Here is a 17,575-nt window from a genome sequence, read left to right on the forward strand (position 1 = left end):
CCTTTTGCTTACTTTCAGGAGAATTCATGCAAACCGTAGACACCCTCTTCCTCAACGCCCACGTCCTCACCATGGACGAAACAATGACCCAATACAACCGAGGCGCGGTCGCAGTGACAGGCGACAGCATCGTCGCGGTGGGACCCGAAGACGCGATCAAGAAAGAATATTCAGGCAAAGAAACGATTGACTGCAAAGGCAAGATCCTCATGCCGGGCTTGGTCAACGCGCACACGCATGTGCCGATGACCCTCCTGCGCGGCATCGCAGACGATCTGCGACTCGACGTGTGGTTGCAAGGCTACATGTGGCCCGTTGAACGGCAATTTGCCTCACCAGAATTTGTCCGCTTGGGAACATCCATCGCCTGCGCCGAACTCATCAAAAGCGGCGTGACCACCTTCAACGACATGTATTTCTACGAAGACGCTGTCGCCACCGCCACCGCAGACGCGGGGATGCGCGGCATCTGCGGGCAATCCATTCTCAAATTCCCAACGCCCGACGCGGCGTCGTATGAAGACGCGATGGAAAAAGCGCGCGATTACATCAAAAAGTGGAAGGGGCATCCGCTTATCGTTCCGTCCATTGCGCCGCATGCGCCCTACACAACCACAGAAAATATTTTGCGCGAAACCGCCGAACTCGCCAAAGAGTTCGATATTCCGCTTCACACGCATCTCGCCGAAACGTCCTTCGAAGTGGACAACATGCGCAAAGAACAAGGCATACCCGTCATTCCATACGTGAAGAAACAGGGACTACTCGAAGCCAAGGTCATCGCCGCGCATTGCGTGCATCTCGACATCGGCGAGATCCGCACCCTGCATCACGCGGGCGCGGGCGTTTCACATAACCCTTCGTCGAATCTCAAACTTGCATCGGGCTTCGCGCCTGTGGTGAAAATGCTCGACGCCGGTCTCAACGTCGGCATCGGCACAGACGGTCCCGCCTCGAACAACGATCTGGATATGTTCGAAGAAGTGCGCCTCGCCGCGTTCATCGCCAAAGCGGTGACCAACGATCCGACGTCGCTCCCCGCGCCGCAAGCCTTGCTCATGGCGACGCGCCTCGGCGCCCAAGCGCTTCATATCGGACATCTAACTGGTTCGCTCACCCCCAGCCGCCGCGCCGACCTCATCCTCGTTGACCTCAGCCCTGTCCACAACTCCCCCTCCTTCCGCCGCTCGGCAGACAACGCGTACGCGCAGATCGTCTACGCCAGCAAATCCACCGATGTGACCGACGTGATGATCAACGGCAAATGGATCATGCGCGATCGTCAATTGCTCACACTCAAAGAAGATGAACTGCTCGCCCAAGCCGCCGACCTCGCCAAGCAAATTGATTCGTTCCTCGTCGAACGCGAACAATCGGTGTTATCGAAACTCATCGCTCTCGGCGGCTCGATGGAAGAGGAATCGTTCGAGGTGCAGGTCAAGGTCAAAATCACGGACCCAGACCGCGTCGTCCGCGAATTGATGCGAGACGAGATAGACATTCTGTACGAACGTCACTATCGTCAACATGACGCGTACTTCTTCTTCGAGGATGAGTCGCAAGGACGTCTGCGCTTCCGCGAAGACGATTTCGTGGACGATGCCAAGAACACGGTCACGCAAACGCGCGCGCGACTCACGTTGCTGGGGCAAAAGCGCGAGGGACACTTTGAACACGAAGTGCTGTTATCGCGCAGTCGCTTCCTCGCGCCCGCCACAAACTCGCTTCGTTTCTATCGGGAGTATTTCAAACCGAAGACCGAAATTACGATCGAAAAAGACCGCCTACGCTGGTTCATCAAATACAAAGACACCGAGTTTTACATCAACCTCGATCACATGACCACGCCGCCGCTCGGGCACTTCCTTGAAGTCAAATCGCGCACGTGGAGCCGCAAAGACGCCGACAACAAAGCCGATCTCCTCAACGAACTACTCGAACTGCTCGGCGCGGCAGACGGCGAAACAGTGACCGAAGATTACATTGACATCGTAGCCAACAAATAGAATCGCGCAACTTTTTATCCCTGCCAACTGTATGAAATTGCGAGGGCGATGCTACTCGCCCAAATCAATCTCCTGTTTCCATGAGATTGATTCCCACCGACAGGCTCAATGCCAACGTCGTCCTTCGCAACGGCACGAATCAAGGTGATAAAATGCGCAGACTCCTCCTCTCCCTCTCCATCCTGCTCCTCGCCTCCCTCGCCTGCAACGGCGGAGGCGTCCCGCCGCCTCCCGAAGACTCCATCTTCGACTCAGGCAAAACCGCGTACGGATTCTTCCCCTCCCCGCCCGAAGCGACACTCGATAGCATCTTCCAACTTTACAAAGATATGGATCAACACGCCGATTTTGTTTTGATCCAGCAAAACACAGCGTGGGAAGATTTTGTGGGCGGAACAGAATCTGAATCGCAAACGAAAACCGACTTGATCAATCAAGTTAAACTTGCAAATCAAAATCATCTCGAATACATCTTCGTCATTGATGCCCTCAACGGTCTCAATCGCCGCGAGTTCATTGGCTTGCCTGCTGGCTGGGAGGCGAGTTTTGCAAATCCCGATGTTCGCTCCGCGTATCGCAATTACGCGCTGTGGGTCGCGCGCACATTTCATCCGCGCTATCTCGGTCTCGCCTCCGAGATCAACACCTACATGGACGCGCATCCCGACGACGCGGGCAACTTCATCAGCCTCTACAACGAAATGTACGCGCTGGTCAAAGCCGAAGCGCCAGACACGCAGATCTTCGTCACTTTTCAATGGGATGATCTCAACAACATGTTCCCCCAGCCCGAGGAGGGCAATCGTCAGCGACTCAGCCCGAATTGGGAACAGATCGAAGCGTTCGAACCGAATCTGGATTTATGGGTGATCTCGACCTATCCCTACTTTGTGTTTCCCTCCGCCTCAGATATTCCAGCAGACTATTACACCCCGCTTCTCCTGCGGACGGGACGGGGAAGCCTGTCGCCATTGCTGAAAGCGGATTCTCCTCCCGTCCCGTCGGCTTCGCGCAAGGTTCTCCCGAAGACCAGGTGATTTTCCTCAACGCAGTCCACGACCAACTCGGACCGCGCCTCGCGTTCTGGGTAAACACCATCCTCACCGACTTCAACATGGACTCGTACGCGGCAGAAATGGCAAAGCAGGGACGCGATCCCAAAGACACAGAAGGCTTATCCAATTTTGCGTTCATCGGCTTTTTGAATCCCGACCGATCACTTAAACCCGCAATGGAAGTGTGGGATGGGTTTAGGAATCCGTAAAAAAGTGACGGTCATCTTTGATGTGACCGTCACTTAACTCAGGGTGATTGTATTTTTTCGATCAACCCTTGAATGATTTTTTCTTCATCGGGTGAAAGGTTTTCTTTTTGAACTTTATCGTAGATCGTAAGAAGCCAGACGGTATCCTCAAGGACAAAATAATACACCACGCGATAGCCTCCCCGTTTGCCACGCCCTTTCGCAGACATCCTTGCCTTTCGTGCTCCACCTGTGCGCGGAATGATGGGATGAGCCTCGGCGTCAAACGCTTGCAGGAAAGATTCAAAATCGCTGCGTAAGCTGGGATTATGCTTGCGCAGCGATTTCAAATTTCGGTCGAACCAAGTTGTGAAAATGAAGCGATACTTCATCAAGCGTCTTCCAACACCGCATCGAGATGAGAAGCCAGCTCCTCGGGCGTGTCGGCGCGGGAAACTCTTCCCAGTAGAATGTCTTGCAATCCCGCCGCGAGATGTTCGCCGAGTGTCAGCGACTCAAGCGGCGTTTCATCCATGATGGTGACCAATATTTCCGCGTTTTCAGGCAATTGAACGTCGTCTAACAATTCGATCCTGCCATTGCGAACTGTGGCGCGCAAGGTTGGGTAAATCATTGCTCGAACTCCTTTTGTGCAACGACGATTATAACTTGTTTCAGGAATTCAAACTCCAACAAAAACTCCATGCGAGAAGTACGGAATGGGTTTAGGAGTCGTTGATTCGTATCTCATTAATCACAGTACAAAGTAACATCGAATTTGTTTTCAACACCCGATAATATTTTAAAATCTGACAGCACGGCGTAATAGCCCTTCGCCTTCAAGCCCGCGCTTTGTAAACCATCTACGAGAAACAACGCCTTCGAGAGATAAGCGTTTTCCATCGTCAAGCCTTGGCCGTCCTCAAAATTGACCCCGATCTTCCACGCCTCATCTTGCGGACGCACATCGTTACACCCCGACAGCATGGCGGATTTAGCGGTGATCAACACCCACAATTCGTATTTTCCAGGTTGAATGTCTTCAATCTTGTATTCCCCTTTCGAGTTCGTCTTTTCGCCAGCGACCAAATCGAACGATTCGGCCATCCGCAGTTCGACTGTGCTGGAAAATGGCTTAACACTGCCATTCGAGATAGATATCGTTCCAATAAGCGATGCAGGCAGAGGGATCGGGGTATCGGAGGGGATTGGAGTGAGAGTCGAAGTTGGGCTTGGAGGCGCTGTCAGCGTGAATGTTATTGTCGCTGTAGGCAAGGGAGTGGATGTAGGCGCATCTGTCGGTACGGCTGTTGCCTGAACGCCGCAAGCGGTCAACAAAAGAACTAAGGTCAATGTCACAAACTGGAATTTGACGCGAGTCATATTTGCCTCCTAACGATTTGGATGTTTGTTTAACGGATCGGAAAATGGATTTGTTCCAACATCAAATACATTGCCCGCCTCATCGCCGCGCCCAATCCCGTCGAAACAAAGGATCGGGCAACACGCAAACGAATTACTCCGCCCGAAACTGCGCCAACGCTGTATCCACCTTATTTTGATCCACCCAGCCATCCGTCAAAAACGAATCGAACAACCCAAAATCCCCCTTGAGAATGCACAGCGCATACGCTCGCGACTCTACCGTTGGAGAATCGAGCGCATCGAGCATAATTTTCCGCACCGTCGCGCCAGATTGATCCATCAACAAAGTAATGTAAGCATCCTTCGTCTTCCACGGCATGGATTTATTCCACGTTGCCGCAAGCCGCGAAACATACTCGGGCTTGATCTCGTCGCGTAAACCTTCTAATTCCTCATAGTCTGCTCTTTGAACTGCGGCAAGCGCTTTAGCCAAAAATATATCTTCAGACATTTTTCTCCTCATTGTTATTTTTGCGCGATTATATCTTGTTTCAGGAACGCAGATCGCTCCCGCCCCCGTTGTAATTGAGGAAGTGATTAGCGAACAGAAAACTCTTGCTTGGATAAAAACCCCAACACAATGCGATTAAACTCATCGGGCTTTTCAACAGGCACGGCGTGGCGGGAATCTTCAATGACGACCAATTCTGCATTCCCCAACTTGGGAATATACGCTTCTTTGGCTGATACGGGTGTGTAATCATTATCAGCCGCCACCACCAAAACGGGAAATTTGATATTTTGAATTTTATCCACCACGCTCCAGCCGACGATAGCGCGCATCGTATCCAAATAGGCACGGATATCATTTTCCGCCCAACGCGGGACAAATATCTCGCGCAATTTCTCTTGTCCATCTTTGGGGAACAACCGCTTACTCAACACCTCGCCCATTTTACGCATCCCCATCAATCTGACAATTGCAAACCGCATAAACACCTGCCAGCGTTCTTTGAGCGTGCGAACCACGAGTTCGGGACCAGAATTAACGATCACCATGCTCTTGACCAATTCTGGATGATCCACAGCCAGTTGAAATGCGATCATCCCTCCCAGTGAAATCCCCACCACATGGACAGAGCCGACTCCCAGTGACCGAATCAATTCAGCAGTATCCTTCGCAAACAGCGACATGCTGTACGGTCCCTTCGGCTTCTGCGATTGTCCATGTCCGCGCAGGTCGAAGGCTGTCGTTTTGAATTGTTTGGTAAAAGCGGGGATTTGCATTTCCCAGTCGCGGGCGCTGGAGCCGAGTCCGTGAATGAATAAAACAGATTCTCCGCTTCCAGCAGTTTCGTAATACAACTCGATGTTGTTGACCGTTGCTTTTGACATATCGACATCCTCTTCAACTGGAGAGTTGCGTCAACAAAAAACGCATTGGATGTCAATTATATTCATCAATTTGAAACAAGGGCGGATTTTCTCTTCCGCAATTTATACAGACTCATGCCAAACAAAATAAATCCAAGCGGGGTTGTGATGAGATACAAGACCCAATTCGTTTGCCACTGCAATTGCAGGGACGCCGCAAGCGCATAAAAAGAAACGCCCGCCGCGGGGATGCCCAACAACGAGAGATATTTCCACACTGGCGCAGGGACGCTGAAATCGGTCAGTATCGAGCCGTCATCTTCACTCAATCGATTCCAGCGCAAGCCGAGATATGCCAGCCCCAACAAGGTCGGCAGGATAATGATCGTCAGCGGATTGCTCGGCACAACCACGAAGAGGAACATCAAAGCGAATAAACCCACAATGGCGATGCTCGCCCAACGATTCGGGCGGAAGGATTCGGAGGAACTCCAGTCTGCTAGCCAGTAAGCGGGGATGGCAAGGATCCCTGCGCTGAAAGAAAATGTCGCAAATTCAGCGACGGAGGAAACTCCTCCATCGGGTTCGAGCCACCACATGATCGCCCACAAGCCGTAACAAAGCCCGATGGCTAGAGACAGTTTCAACGTCGAGAAAGGATTCGAGGCACGCAGGGATTTTCGAATCGCATACCATCCAATCCAGACCGTAATCAGCGCGTGCCACGCAAGCGTGGTAAAGGAGATCGAGAGCGGCAGGGACTCGTACGTCGTCTGCACCACGATGCCTTCGCCAAACCAGCCGAACACCGCGCCCGCGAGAAATAACGCCCAGATGTTTTTGACTCTGAAGCGCGAAACGATCAGGAGGAACACGAACCCCATCAACGAATACGCCAGCCAGGTCATCGCCCATTCGCCGAGCGAATCCTCGGGACGTTTGCGCGCCCAAAATAAAAGTTCGGAGAAGAGAAAGAAAATGTAACCCGTAGACAGCGTCAACACGAATTTTTTGAATGTTCTCATAGCACATATACAGGTTGGGATTCAGAAATGTTGCAAGATGTTCCCCAAATTGTTGATTGGTAAAATTTACGCCGAATGTCTTTTAGCCTAACCCCATGACCAAGCGCAAACCCGCTTCAACTTGTTCGAGAAGATAAATTGGCAGATCACCGATCTTCTCGGTCAGAAAACTTTTGTCCACTGTTAGGACCTGCGAGACATTCGCAATCGAATCTTTGGATAAGCCTGTGGCTTTTAGTGGCAAAAATACATTTCCAGGCGCGTTTGTTAATTTGAGATTGGATGTGATGACAACAACAATCGCAGTTGCAATGCGACTGCGATTGAAATCATCGGACTGAACGACCAACACTGGGCGGCGAAAACCAGGTTCTGAGCCTGTAGGTTCGGGCAGGTCTGCCCACCAAATTTCCCCGCGTTGAATTACCACTGTTCTCCATCCAGCGATACGACCTGCATCGTCACTATCTCAGGCTCAAGCGCCGAGGGTTCATTGGCATAGACCTGATCCAAAGTCTCTGTGATGTTTTCCGTTTCATGTTCTGCCACATACGCATTCAGTGCGGCGGTATACAACTCGCTCAGCGAAACTCCCATTTTTTTAGCAAGGTTTTGCGCGGCATGGAAAACTGGATTGGGGATGGAAATGTCAGATTTCATAGTTCACCTATTTTTACAAGACAAGCAACCTTCGACATTATACCTCGCGTCGAAGCCATTTACTCACATCCATTCGCCACATGCTCCTCGAATGTCTCCGCAAAGGAGTGATACCCTGAACCGTCGCACTTGGCACGGAAGAAGAAGTACGGCGTCTCAGCAGGGAACGCGACCGCTTGCAGAGAATCCAAATCGGGATTGGAGATCGGCGCGGGCGGCAAACCTGCGTAGACGTATGTGTTGAATGGCGAGTCGAATTGCAGGTCGTCCAAACTGAGCGGATTCTTCCACCACGTTCCAGCGGCGAAATCAAACCCCAGCGCGTATTGCACGGTCGGGTCGGCTTCGAGTTTCATCCCGATATTCAAACGATTGAGATAGACCGAAGCGATTAACGGCTTCTCTTCATCCTGCACAGCTTCGCGCTCCACAATGGACGCGACGATCACGGCTTGATACACCGTCAGTCCTTGTTGTTCAAAACCGTGAGTCAACTCGGAAGTGAGTTTCAGCGAAAAGTTGCGGAGAAGTTCATCCATCAATTCGTTGACCGATATGTTGCGCGAAAGGATGTACGAATCGGGGAATAGAAATCCTTCGAGAGAGTCTGCGCCGTCGAGAAAATCGTAATCGTTGCGCCGATTCCGCGCGGCGGCGAGAAATTCGTCGGGCGTGATTGCCAAGCCCGAGGTCGGGAGAGACGCGGCGATCTCCTCCATCCGCCAGCCTGCGAGGACAGTGAATGTCGCTTCGGTGGCGCTCGCGTCTTGAATCTCCCGCGCAATGTCAATCGCGGACATCGCCGCGCTGAGTTTGTACTCGCCCGCTTGAATGGACGTGTCCAGCCCCGAATACACCAAATAGTCGCGGAACGATTCAGCGTCGCGGATCAATGCCGCATCTTGCAGACTCGCCGCGATCGAACTCACCGACTGCCCCGACTCGATTCTGAAATTCCGTTCGCTCGCCTCGCCATTCAGCGGACGCGTGAGCAAGCCGTCGTACCACAACAATCGCGCGGAATATTGCGCGCGCTGGAATATCGTCAGCCACGGCGCGGGCGGACCGTAAATCCGCGCGGCTTCGGAGGGAATGGCGATGAAGGCAACGAGAAAACAGAGAATTGTGAGAATTAAGAGAATTGGGAGGATGAGTTTGCGCATGGGGGCTGGGTAAACACGGAAACAGGTTGTAACTCGTATCTCGTAATTCGTATCTCGTACCTCACCTTACGCAGTACGCAGTACGCAGTACCTTTCACTTCCGCGACTCTAAATAGGAACGGAGTATCACCACCGCCGCCAACGAATCGTGGTGCCCCGCGCGTTTCTTGCGCGAGACGCCCATTTCGACGACCGCCGTGCGCGCGTCTTGCGTGCTGAACGATTCGTCGAACAACTCCACAGGGATGTGAGTCTGCCCGCGCAACGCGTCGGCGAATTTCGCGGCGCGCCTGCCTGCCAGATTCGGTTTGCCTTCTTCGTCAAACGATTGACCGACGACGATCAAGCCGACCTCATTTTCAGCGGCAAGATTCGCCACCTGCGCCGCGTCGAGCAGACGGGAAACATGCTCGATCACTTTGAATGGGCTGGCAATCGTCGCGGTCGGGTCGCTGAGCGCGAGACCGATCCGCTTTTCGCCATGGTCAACTGCTAGGATACGCATTGGGGTAAATCACCGTAGATAGGTAGACACGGAAACAAGTAAACAAGTAAACAGGTAGACAGGTAGACAGGTAGACAGGTAGACAGGTAACATGAAACATGAATCTTGAAACTCACTACTTTCCACTTTCTTCTTTCCTCTTTCATCGTTTCGACACAGCTCAACGCAAGCCTTCATAATTCATCCTTCACTCCGTAACCACCTCAATCCGAAACGGCAACAACGGAATCCACTTCCACCACGAGGGGAACATTGAAATCACTGGCTCGCTTTCCCAATCAAACGACTCGTCCAAGCGTGCACGCCCTTCATTCACGCTCAAGCCGCGAATCAATGTTGCGATCTGCGCGACGTCAACCGATTGAACGATCTGCCTCTCGGCGCGCAACTGCCAACGCGTAGAATCGTCTTCACTTAACACAGGTAAGCCAACGGATTCAGTTTTCACGTTGGATGATGCAACGCGAAAGCCCGAAGGGAGAGAAGCGTTCAACGCAAGCGAGGCAAGCTCACTCAAGTCTGAAGCGGAGGCGTAACGCGTGGAATATTCCACTTGCAAGGTCAACGTCAACGTGGTTCCAGCCGCGCCCGCAGGCGGATCAAATTCTTCCAACAAAATTTGCGAGATGGAAATCGTTTTATCAAAAAGAATATCGCCCGAACCAACATCGTTCAAAAATTTTATACGCGCGTCTTCGTCGAGAGATTTCATCAACAACTCTTTCGCGCGCGCGCGATCCGCATCGCTCGCCTGCACAGACGATTGTTCGCGCCCGCCTTCCGTCGGCTCGGGGTTCGTGACCGAAAGCGAAAGCCCCAGCGCGCCGCGAATGACGATCAACGACTCTGCGGGCAGGTTGCCGATCGCGCCGCTCTCCACCGCCTCGACGGGAATCTCAAGTTCTTTGCCGACGCCCGCCGCGATGATGCCGTCTTCAAGAGTCACAAATTGCACGAGCGCGTCACGCGCCGCCTCCACAATTGTGCCAGCGGGTATCGTCACCGCGTTCGACGTGAGATTGCGAAACACAACAACGCCAGTCGCTTTCGATTGCGGCACAACGCCCTCGCCCGTCACCACAACCGTTTGCGCGCCGTCGAGAATGATTCGTTTTTCACGCGCAGGGATGTTGCCCGTCACAAAAACAGACTCGGTCGATTCACTCGCGATCACAGGGATCACAATGCTTTGCGTTTCAGTGATCGGTTTCAATCGGATTTGCGCGCGCGGGATGAACAACGCGACGATGAGAAACACCGACATCACGCCGACGATGAACGCGCCAAGCCGTGTAGCGGGATGCGCGCGCCACGCTTCTTCTCGGACTTGAACCTGCTCCCGCTTCTCACGCAGATTCTTCGCTGGAGGCTTTCGCGTCAACCTCTTCGGCGGATTCTGCGCCCACGCCTCTTTCTGCGCCTCCGCCGTTGACTCAAAAACAGGGATGCCCAACTCTTCGGCGTCTGCGCGCACGCGCCTTGTGCGAGTCACCAACCCCACCTGCGCGCCAAGTGACGACGCGTGCCGTTGCAAAACTTTCAAGTCCGCTTGACGAAGCGCGATCTTCTCGAACTTGGGCGCCACCAACAAAATGCGCGGCGTCTTCGCCCACGACATCCTGTCGCGGACGGAGATGAGGTCATCGTGCGATTCGAGGGTGATGATCTTGGTCTTCATTGCGAATAATTATAACTTGAGCCGCATCCACAGCGACGACATATCCTGCACTGGGCGTATGACGAGCGCGGGAAGAGAAAAAAACAAGTACAATATGCGCCGCTTCAAAATCCACATCAGTGAATATGACCCGCATCCAATGCGGGTCATATTTTGGGAGAACTCTTTTGTTTAACGATTTAAAACACTTTCGAGCGCAAGCGATCATTTTCGACAAGGACGGCACGCTCATTGACTTTGACGCAATGTGGGGCGGATGGGCGCTCTATCTGGCGGAACAATTACATCGGGCAAGCGGCATCCAAGTGCGCGACGCGTTATGCGACGCGTTCGGTTACGATCAAGCGTCGAAAAAAGTCCTGGCGCATGGCATGATGGCGGCTTCGCCAATGGGTAAGTTGCGCCAATTGACCGTCGAGGTCATGCAGGCGCAGGGGCTATCCGCTGAACAGGCGGAACGAGTCGTGGATGAAGGCTGGTGCATCCCCGACCCTGTAATTTCGGCAAAACAATTCACCGACACGTGGGCGTTATTCAGCAAACTGCATCAGCAGAATATCAAGATCGGCATCGCCACCTCCGACGACCGCGCGCCGACTCAGGCGATGATCGAAGCGTTCGACATCGAAGACTTCATCACGACGATGGTCTGCTCGGACGATGGAATCCCCTCCAAGCCCGCGCCCGAAATGGTGACAACGATCTGCCAGCGCATGAACATTGAACCATCGAAGGTGATGGTGATCGGCGATACCACGTCGGATTTGAAGATGGGACGCGCGGCAGGCGCGGGTTTAGTGGTCGGCGTCCTTTCGGGAGTCTCCGCTGCAAAGGATTTGATCCCGTTTGCCGATGTGATCATCGATTCGGTGGATGACCTGCATGCGTATGTAGAGTCGCTGGCGGGGAACGAAAGCATCGATCCGCAAAACGGCTTGAACCCCGATTTTGCTTTTTGACACTTCCACAAAGACCCTCACGGTTGTAGAAATCTCGAGGGTCTAATTTTTATTTTCAAAGGAAACAATCCATGGACATTCTGGACGAAACCCACATCGCCTCTTCCGTAGAGGAACACAGCGCGCAATTGGACGCCAGCCAATATACGCGCGAAGGCATTTTGAAATATGAGAAGATCTACGGTCATGCTTTCGTCAGCACCGGCGGACTGGACAGCACGCGCGAGATCATAAAAATGCTGAATTTGAAACCGGGGATGGAAGTGCTGGATATCGGCTCCGGTCTCGGCGGCTCGGCGTTCCACATGGCTCAGGAGTACGGCGCGCATGTTCACGGGCTGGACCTATCGCACAACATGCTGTCGCTTGCCAACGAACGTTTGCAGGAATTGAATCTCGATTCGCGCGTGACCTTTGAGTTTGGCGACATCCTCGAGAGCCGCTTCGACTCAAAGTACGATGTGGCATACAGCCGCGACGCGTTCCTGCACATCCCTGAAAAAGCGAAGTTATTCCAAACGCTCAAGCGCGCGCTCAAACCGGGCGGCTTGTTATTCTTCACCGATTACTGCTGGGGTGAAGGCAAACACAGCGACGAATTTCTCGCCTACGTTGCGCAACGCGGCTACGACCTGTATACCGTCGGCGAGTACGGCAGACTCATCGAGCAGGCGGGCTTCGTCGAAGTGCGGGCAATGGATAAGACTCCGCTCTTTGGCGATTACCTCGAACTCGAACTGGCGAAACTGCCCAACGACGGCTCGCTCCCTGAGATCAGAAAATCGTGGCAGGAAAAACTCGTCCGCAACCGCAGAGGGGAACAAGGCTGGGGTTGGTTTATGGCGCGGCGTGGAAAATAGCAAACAGACAAAAAAAGAGACAGGCGATACGCCTGTCTCTTTTCGATATTACGTTCGAACTACTGTGTAAACGACATCCACACGACAATTCCATCGTCCGCGCCGGCAACTGTAACCGTCAGAAACTTATCGTCTTGCGAGTAGACCAGCAAAGCGCCCTGCTCGTCCGACGTGGTCACCATCGGCGACCAGCCGGCAGCGCCCAAGTTGCTGGTATAAAAATCTGCCGCTTCTTTGGCTGTGCCCGTGAACTTGAAACTGTAATTGTTCGCGTCGAATTCCTGTCCAGCCGTCGCCTGCGGCATGATCGGGATGCCGTTCCATTCAGCCACCGGCGTCCCTTGCGGGTCGAAGTAATTTCCGATCTGCGCGATCTCGCTGGGCAGGGCTTCCAACGTTCCGAGCGGCATGGTAGTCGCCAAAGCCTCCAGCGTTTCCATGGGCATGGCGCTCGCAAAAGAACTCACATCAGACGCAACAGCCTGCGCGGTGTTCGCCGCATTTTTTACGTCGTTGACCGGGTTGGAGATCAGCGAACAGGCGAGCAGGAAAACGAGAACCAGCGTAAACATTGAAACTTTAAATAGTCGTGACATTCGAACTCCTTTTGAGATAATCATAATCCCATCTATTTTTCCAAGTAGAGGGAAGAATGTACTACACAACAAAGGGCAGACCCATTAGTCTGCCCTACAGTTTTACTTCAATTTTTCTTCGACGACTTTCGCAACTTTACTCAACGCCTCTTTGGCATCGCCAGCGAGACTCCCCTGCGCCATGTTGGGACGCCCGCCGCCCTTGCCGCCGATACCCGTGATGAGATCGCCCGCCTTGAGTCCGCGCTTGACGAGATCCTCGGTCACTACCGCGATGACGGCTGACCCAGTTATCAGTAGAGCGACTCCACCCTTCGGATATTTCTCGCGGAACTTGTCGGCGAGCATACGGAGTGTGTCTGCATTGGAATCGGGTATCTCTGCCGCGAGGATGTGCGTATCTTTTACAACTTGGAGATTAGAGACTAGAGACTGGAAGGATGAAAGCGCGGCTTGGGCGCGAAGACTCGCAAGTTCCTTTTTCAGCTCGGCGATCTCGCTTTGTCCGCTTTCCACTTTCTGAGGGACTTCATCCACCGAAGTCTTCAACAACGCCGCGGATTGTTTCAACGTTTTGAATCGCTTCGCAATCAACTCATACGCGCCGCGACCCGTCACCGCTTCGATGCGCCGCACATTCGCCGCGACCGAACCTTCGCTCACAATGAGGAACGCGCCGATGTCCGATGTCCGTTCGAGGTGCGTGCCGCCGCAGAGTTCGTAGGAATACTTTGTTCGTCCAGCAGTTGAACTGCTGGACGAACTTTCCAAACCTTCCAGAATCGAAATCGTCCGCACAGTCTCGCCGTATTTCTCACCAAACAACGCCATCGCGCCTTCTTTTTTAGCTTCCTCCAGCGACTTGCTTTCTTTTTTCACGGGCATATCTGCCGCGATAGCATCGTTGACCATGTGTTCGATACGATCAAGTTGCTCGGAAGTCAATGCTTCGGGGTGGTTAAAGTCAAAGCGCAGGCGGTCGGGCGCGACCAATGAACCTGCTTGCGTGGCTTGGTCACTCAGCACGGTGTGCAATGCTTTGTGCAAGAGATGAGTGGCGGTGTGATTCCGCATGATGTCGTGGCGGCGGGTCAAGTCCACTTCGGCGATGGCGTTGTCGCCCACTTTAGGTTGACCCGAAATGACCGTGCCAACGTGAACGATCACACCCGCCGAAGCGCGCCGCATGGAGGAGATTTCAATTTCCCACCCCCCTCCGGCTCCCCCCATTTTCTCCGAAAATGGGGGGAGAGATTTGATGTATCCCATATCATCCACCTGCCCGCCCGACTCAATGTAGAAGCCGGTCTTTGGCAAAATCACTTGGACTTGATCGTCGAGCGAAGCAGAATCAACACTCTCGCCATTTACGATCAGAGCGAGAACTTTACCCTCCACGTGCGGGCTGTTGTACGGATCATATTCAACGCCGTTCGCGCCAAGCTTCTTCTTCGATTGTAAGTCTTTCAAAATCTCGGCAAAGAATTCCGCATCTTCGCCGCCGAGTTTGCCCATGGCTTTTCCGCCGCCGGAGGCAAGCGCGTGTTTCTCCTTTGCTTCGTTGAATCCTTTTTCGTCCACGTCGAGTCCTTGCTCGCGGGCGATGTCGCGGGAGATTTCGAAGGGAAGTCCATAAGTGGCGTAGAGGTCGAAGGCGCGATGCCCATCGAGAATTAGAGAATTGGAGGATTTCAGGTCGGCGAGCAGAGTCTCAAGGTGAGCCGTGCCAGCCTCCACCGTCCGCGCGAAGCGGATCTCTTCACGAGTCAAATTATCCAAAATGGCGGGCTGAGCCTTTTTGAGTTCGGGATAAAAATCTCCGTAGTAATTGATCACCGCCTGGGCGACTTTGGCGAGGAAGGGATCGTTCAACCCGATCTTCGAGCCGAAGCGCGCGGCGCGGCGGATGATCATGCGCGCCACGTAGTTGCGACCCGCGTTGCCTGGCACGACCCCATCCGCGATGAGGAACGCGGCAGAACGGACGTGATCGCAGATGACGCGATACGGCGTGAAATTATCGAGCATTTCTTTTTCGCTGTGACCGGGTGAGGCTTCGCAACACGTCAAGAGAGTCGGCGAAGAGGTCGGTCTTGTAATTCGAGTCCACGCCCTGCAATACGGACACGATGCGCTCGAAGCCCATGCCGGTATCCACGTGTTTTTGCGGAAGCGGCTCGAGGCGTCCGTCGTCGAATAAGTTGTATTGGATGAAGACGTTGTTCCAGAGTTCGAGGTAGCGCGTACATTCGCCGTTCACGCCGCAGACGTGGTCGGTGCCGCGCAGGTTATCGAACTCTTCGCCGCGATCTAAATGGATCTCGGAACACGGACCGCATGGACCGGTCTCTGCCATCTGCCAGAAGTTATCTTTACGACCAAAATACAAAACATGACTAGGGTCGAAGCCGGGTTGCGCCTTCCATGCGTCAGCCGCTTCATCATCGCGCGGAACATTGCCTTTGTCGTCTTCAAAACAGGTGGCGTAAATTTTATCTTTGGGCAAACCCCACACTTCGGTGAGCAGTTGCCACGACCAGGCGATGGCTTCTTTTTTGTAGTAATCGCCGAACGACCAGTTGCCAAGCATCTCAAAGAAGGTGTGATGCGTGTCGTCGCGTCCCACGTCTTCGAGGTCGTTGTGCTTGCCTGCCACACGCATACACTTCTGCGAATCAACGGCGCGGGTGTAGGGTTTTTTGTCGGTGCCGATAAAGACATCCTTAAACTGAACCATGCCCGAATTGGTGAAAAGAAGCGTGCTGTCGCCGCCCGGGACGAGCGACATCGAAGGCACGGCGGTATGTCCATGCTCGACGAAGAAGTCAATGAAGGTCTGGCGGATTTCGTTGCCGGTAAGTTTTTTGCTCATGAGAACTCCACAATTTTGACAATGACGGGCGAATTATACCAAGCGGGTGAAACAAAAATCCCGAACCTGTTGGGTTCGGGACTGGTCGTTATCATTCAGCCTCAAGCCGTGACAGATTCACAGGACGCGCAATGTAGCGGCGGCAGAGGATGTGAAGTTGATTTTCATTGAGCGAGATTATACGAGGCATGGCAGATTTTGGGGAGGGGTTTATCCTCCATTCTTCCTAAATTCAGACTTTCCTAAACTGAGAGGACTATACTCGATTCGAACGTTTACCCAAACAAGAAGGAGTGATACATCATGAAACAAAGAACATTTTCCATCGTGTTCGCCGCCAGTGTTCTGATACTTTCCACATTGGCATGTAATGTAGGGAGCCAAGCGCCTACCGAGGAGACCCAGCCGCAAGGAGGAAACTCGACAGAAACCGCGCCGCAGGAAGACCAATCTTCTTCCAATATTTCTCGCGGCGCATGTGATAATCCTTATCTGCCCATTGTTCAAGGCGCGACATGGAACTACAGCATGACCGGCGACGTTGCCGACACGTATATCCACAGCGTCATTTCCGTTGAAGCGAGTAGTTTCAGTGAACAAGATGTCTTTGGCACGGGAGTCACCCGCCAGGGATATTGGAACTGCGACGACGGCGCGTTGATCATGCTCGATCCGAGCGCCGACACATCCGGGACCGTGAGTACAGAAAAGGCTACCGCCGATTTCAAAACCACTTCGTCAAGCGGAGTTACTTTGCCCGCAACGATCAAGCCTGGCGACACGTGGGAGCAAGCCATAACCCTCGAAGGGACGGAAGATATCGGCGGCAATCAGATCCCCGCAAAAAATGAATTCACCAATTCGTGCAAAGCAGTCGGGGTTGAATCGGTGACCGTCCCTGCGGGGACGTTCGACGCCATGCGCGTGGACTGTCAGACGAACATGAACATCACGATCACCATGGCGAACACCCCGGTGACAACTGCGCTCAAATTTACCACGACGAGTTGGTATGCGGAAAATGTCGGCGCGGTCAAAACAGCCAAAACAGGCGACGGCGGGAACAGCGTCATCGAATTGACTTCCTATAACATTCCATAGAAATAAAAAACGGATTTCAAAAAACTCACCTAAAATTAGGTGAGTTTTTTGATTCAAGACAGCCATGCCAATTTAATGAACAAGCCAAAAACTGGGCAGGGCTTTCTTATAAGTCGCGGTTAACGATCTCTTTGGACACGGATTGCACGGAAGTCACGGATTTCTCCG

General features: G+C 53.1%; 20 protein-coding genes. 6 read left to right on the forward strand and 14 right to left on the reverse strand.

Going from position 1 to position 17,575, the window contains the following annotated elements:
• The first annotated feature begins 26 nt into the window (after positions 1–26).
• The 3 genes from IPM31_14440 (at position 27) to IPM31_14450 (ending at position 3,270) form a co-directional block, all read left to right on the forward strand.
• Positions 27–2,006, forward strand: coding sequence for an amidohydrolase family protein (locus IPM31_14440; GenBank protein MBK9008178.1), 1,980 nt, complete (start codon positions 27–29; stop codon positions 2,004–2,006).
• Between the two features lie 80 nt (positions 2,007–2,086).
• The gene (locus tag IPM31_14445) at positions 2,087–3,043 is read left to right on the forward strand and encodes a hypothetical protein (GenBank protein ID MBK9008179.1); all 957 of its coding nucleotides are present in this window, start codon (positions 2,087–2,089) and stop codon (positions 3,041–3,043) included.
• Positions 3,040–3,270 carry a hypothetical protein gene (locus tag IPM31_14450; GenBank protein MBK9008180.1) on the forward strand — a complete coding sequence of 77 codons (231 nt, stop codon included), beginning with the start codon at positions 3,040–3,042 and terminating at the stop codon, positions 3,268–3,270. Before IPM31_14445 ends, IPM31_14450 begins: the two co-directional genes overlap by 4 nt.
• A gap of 38 nt (positions 3,271–3,308) precedes the next feature.
• Here the strand turns inward: IPM31_14450 and IPM31_14455 are convergent, their stop codons facing one another.
• From IPM31_14455 to IPM31_14505, 11 genes are all read right to left on the reverse strand, one after another.
• Entirely contained in the window at positions 3,309–3,641 is a 333-nt protein-coding gene (locus IPM31_14455) for a type II toxin-antitoxin system RelE/ParE family toxin (GenBank protein MBK9008181.1), read from the reverse strand.
• On the reverse strand, positions 3,641–3,883 hold the full coding sequence (locus IPM31_14460; protein ID MBK9008182.1) for a hypothetical protein: 243 nt from the start codon (positions 3,881–3,883) through the stop codon (positions 3,641–3,643). The genes IPM31_14455 and IPM31_14460 overlap by 1 nt, the downstream gene beginning before the upstream one ends.
• A gap of 116 nt (positions 3,884–3,999) precedes the next feature.
• A complete protein-coding gene (locus IPM31_14465; GenBank protein ID MBK9008183.1) occupies positions 4,000–4,632 on the reverse strand; it encodes a hypothetical protein in 633 nt (210 codons plus the stop codon).
• Positions 4,633–4,765: 133 nt separating this feature from the next.
• On the reverse strand, positions 4,766–5,125 hold the full coding sequence (locus tag IPM31_14470; protein ID MBK9008184.1) for a hypothetical protein: 360 nt from the start codon (positions 5,123–5,125) through the stop codon (positions 4,766–4,768).
• 86 nt (positions 5,126–5,211) lie between these two features.
• Positions 5,212–6,009, reverse strand: a complete 798-nt coding sequence (locus IPM31_14475) for an alpha/beta hydrolase (protein MBK9008185.1) — start codon at positions 6,007–6,009, stop codon at positions 5,212–5,214.
• 65 nt (positions 6,010–6,074) lie between these two features.
• A complete protein-coding gene (locus IPM31_14480) occupies positions 6,075–7,013 on the reverse strand; it encodes a hypothetical protein (GenBank protein MBK9008186.1) in 939 nt (312 codons plus the stop codon).
• Positions 7,014–7,095: 82 nt separating this feature from the next.
• Positions 7,096–7,443, reverse strand: coding sequence for a type II toxin-antitoxin system PemK/MazF family toxin (locus tag IPM31_14485; GenBank protein ID MBK9008187.1), 348 nt, complete (start codon positions 7,441–7,443; stop codon positions 7,096–7,098).
• A complete protein-coding gene (locus IPM31_14490) occupies positions 7,437–7,673 on the reverse strand; it encodes a ChpI protein (GenBank protein MBK9008188.1) in 237 nt (78 codons plus the stop codon). Before IPM31_14490 ends, IPM31_14485 begins: the two co-directional genes overlap by 7 nt.
• A 59-nt stretch (positions 7,674–7,732) precedes the next feature.
• Positions 7,733–8,836: an endolytic transglycosylase MltG gene (gene mltG / locus IPM31_14495; protein ID MBK9008189.1), complete on the reverse strand. Its 1,104-nt coding sequence runs from the start codon at positions 8,834–8,836 to the stop codon at positions 7,733–7,735.
• A gap of 94 nt (positions 8,837–8,930) precedes the next feature.
• Positions 8,931–9,341, reverse strand: a complete 411-nt coding sequence (gene ruvX / locus IPM31_14500; GenBank protein ID MBK9008190.1) for a Holliday junction resolvase RuvX — start codon at positions 9,339–9,341, stop codon at positions 8,931–8,933.
• 187 nt (positions 9,342–9,528) lie between these two features.
• Positions 9,529–11,019 (reverse strand): baseplate J/gp47 family protein, encoded by a 1,491-nt coding sequence (locus IPM31_14505; GenBank protein MBK9008191.1) that lies wholly within the window; start codon positions 11,017–11,019, stop codon positions 9,529–9,531.
• Positions 11,020–11,186: 167 nt separating this feature from the next.
• On the opposite strand from IPM31_14505, the gene IPM31_14510 reads away from it, so the two are divergent.
• Positions 11,187–11,978 (forward strand): HAD family hydrolase, encoded by a 792-nt coding sequence (locus IPM31_14510; GenBank protein ID MBK9008192.1) that lies wholly within the window; start codon positions 11,187–11,189, stop codon positions 11,976–11,978.
• Between the two features lie 71 nt (positions 11,979–12,049).
• Positions 12,050–12,838 (forward strand): methyltransferase domain-containing protein, encoded by a 789-nt coding sequence (locus tag IPM31_14515; protein ID MBK9008193.1) that lies wholly within the window; start codon positions 12,050–12,052, stop codon positions 12,836–12,838.
• A 59-nt stretch (positions 12,839–12,897) separates the two neighbouring features.
• On the opposite strand, the gene IPM31_14520 is transcribed toward IPM31_14515, so the two are convergent.
• From IPM31_14520 to IPM31_14530, 3 genes are all read right to left on the reverse strand, one after another.
• Entirely contained in the window at positions 12,898–13,434 is a 537-nt protein-coding gene (locus tag IPM31_14520) for a hypothetical protein (protein MBK9008194.1), read from the reverse strand.
• A gap of 102 nt (positions 13,435–13,536) precedes the next feature.
• Positions 13,537–15,462 carry an alanine--tRNA ligase gene (alaS, locus tag IPM31_14525; GenBank protein MBK9008195.1) on the reverse strand — a complete coding sequence of 642 codons (1,926 nt, stop codon included), beginning with the start codon at positions 15,460–15,462 and terminating at the stop codon, positions 13,537–13,539.
• A complete protein-coding gene (locus IPM31_14530) occupies positions 15,452–16,306 on the reverse strand; it encodes a hypothetical protein (GenBank protein MBK9008196.1) in 855 nt (284 codons plus the stop codon). The genes alaS and IPM31_14530 overlap by 11 nt, the downstream gene beginning before the upstream one ends.
• 303 nt (positions 16,307–16,609) lie before the next feature.
• Here IPM31_14530 and IPM31_14535 point away from each other — a divergent pair, with 303 nt between their 5' ends.
• A complete protein-coding gene (locus tag IPM31_14535) occupies positions 16,610–17,407 on the forward strand; it encodes a hypothetical protein (protein ID MBK9008197.1) in 798 nt (265 codons plus the stop codon).
• Positions 17,408–17,575: the final 168 nt, after the last annotated feature.

Origin of the sequence: Candidatus Defluviilinea gracilis (assembly GCA_016716235.1) — a bacterium.
In the GTDB taxonomy this organism is placed as follows: domain Bacteria; phylum Chloroflexota; class Anaerolineae; order Anaerolineales; family Villigracilaceae; genus Defluviilinea; species Defluviilinea gracilis.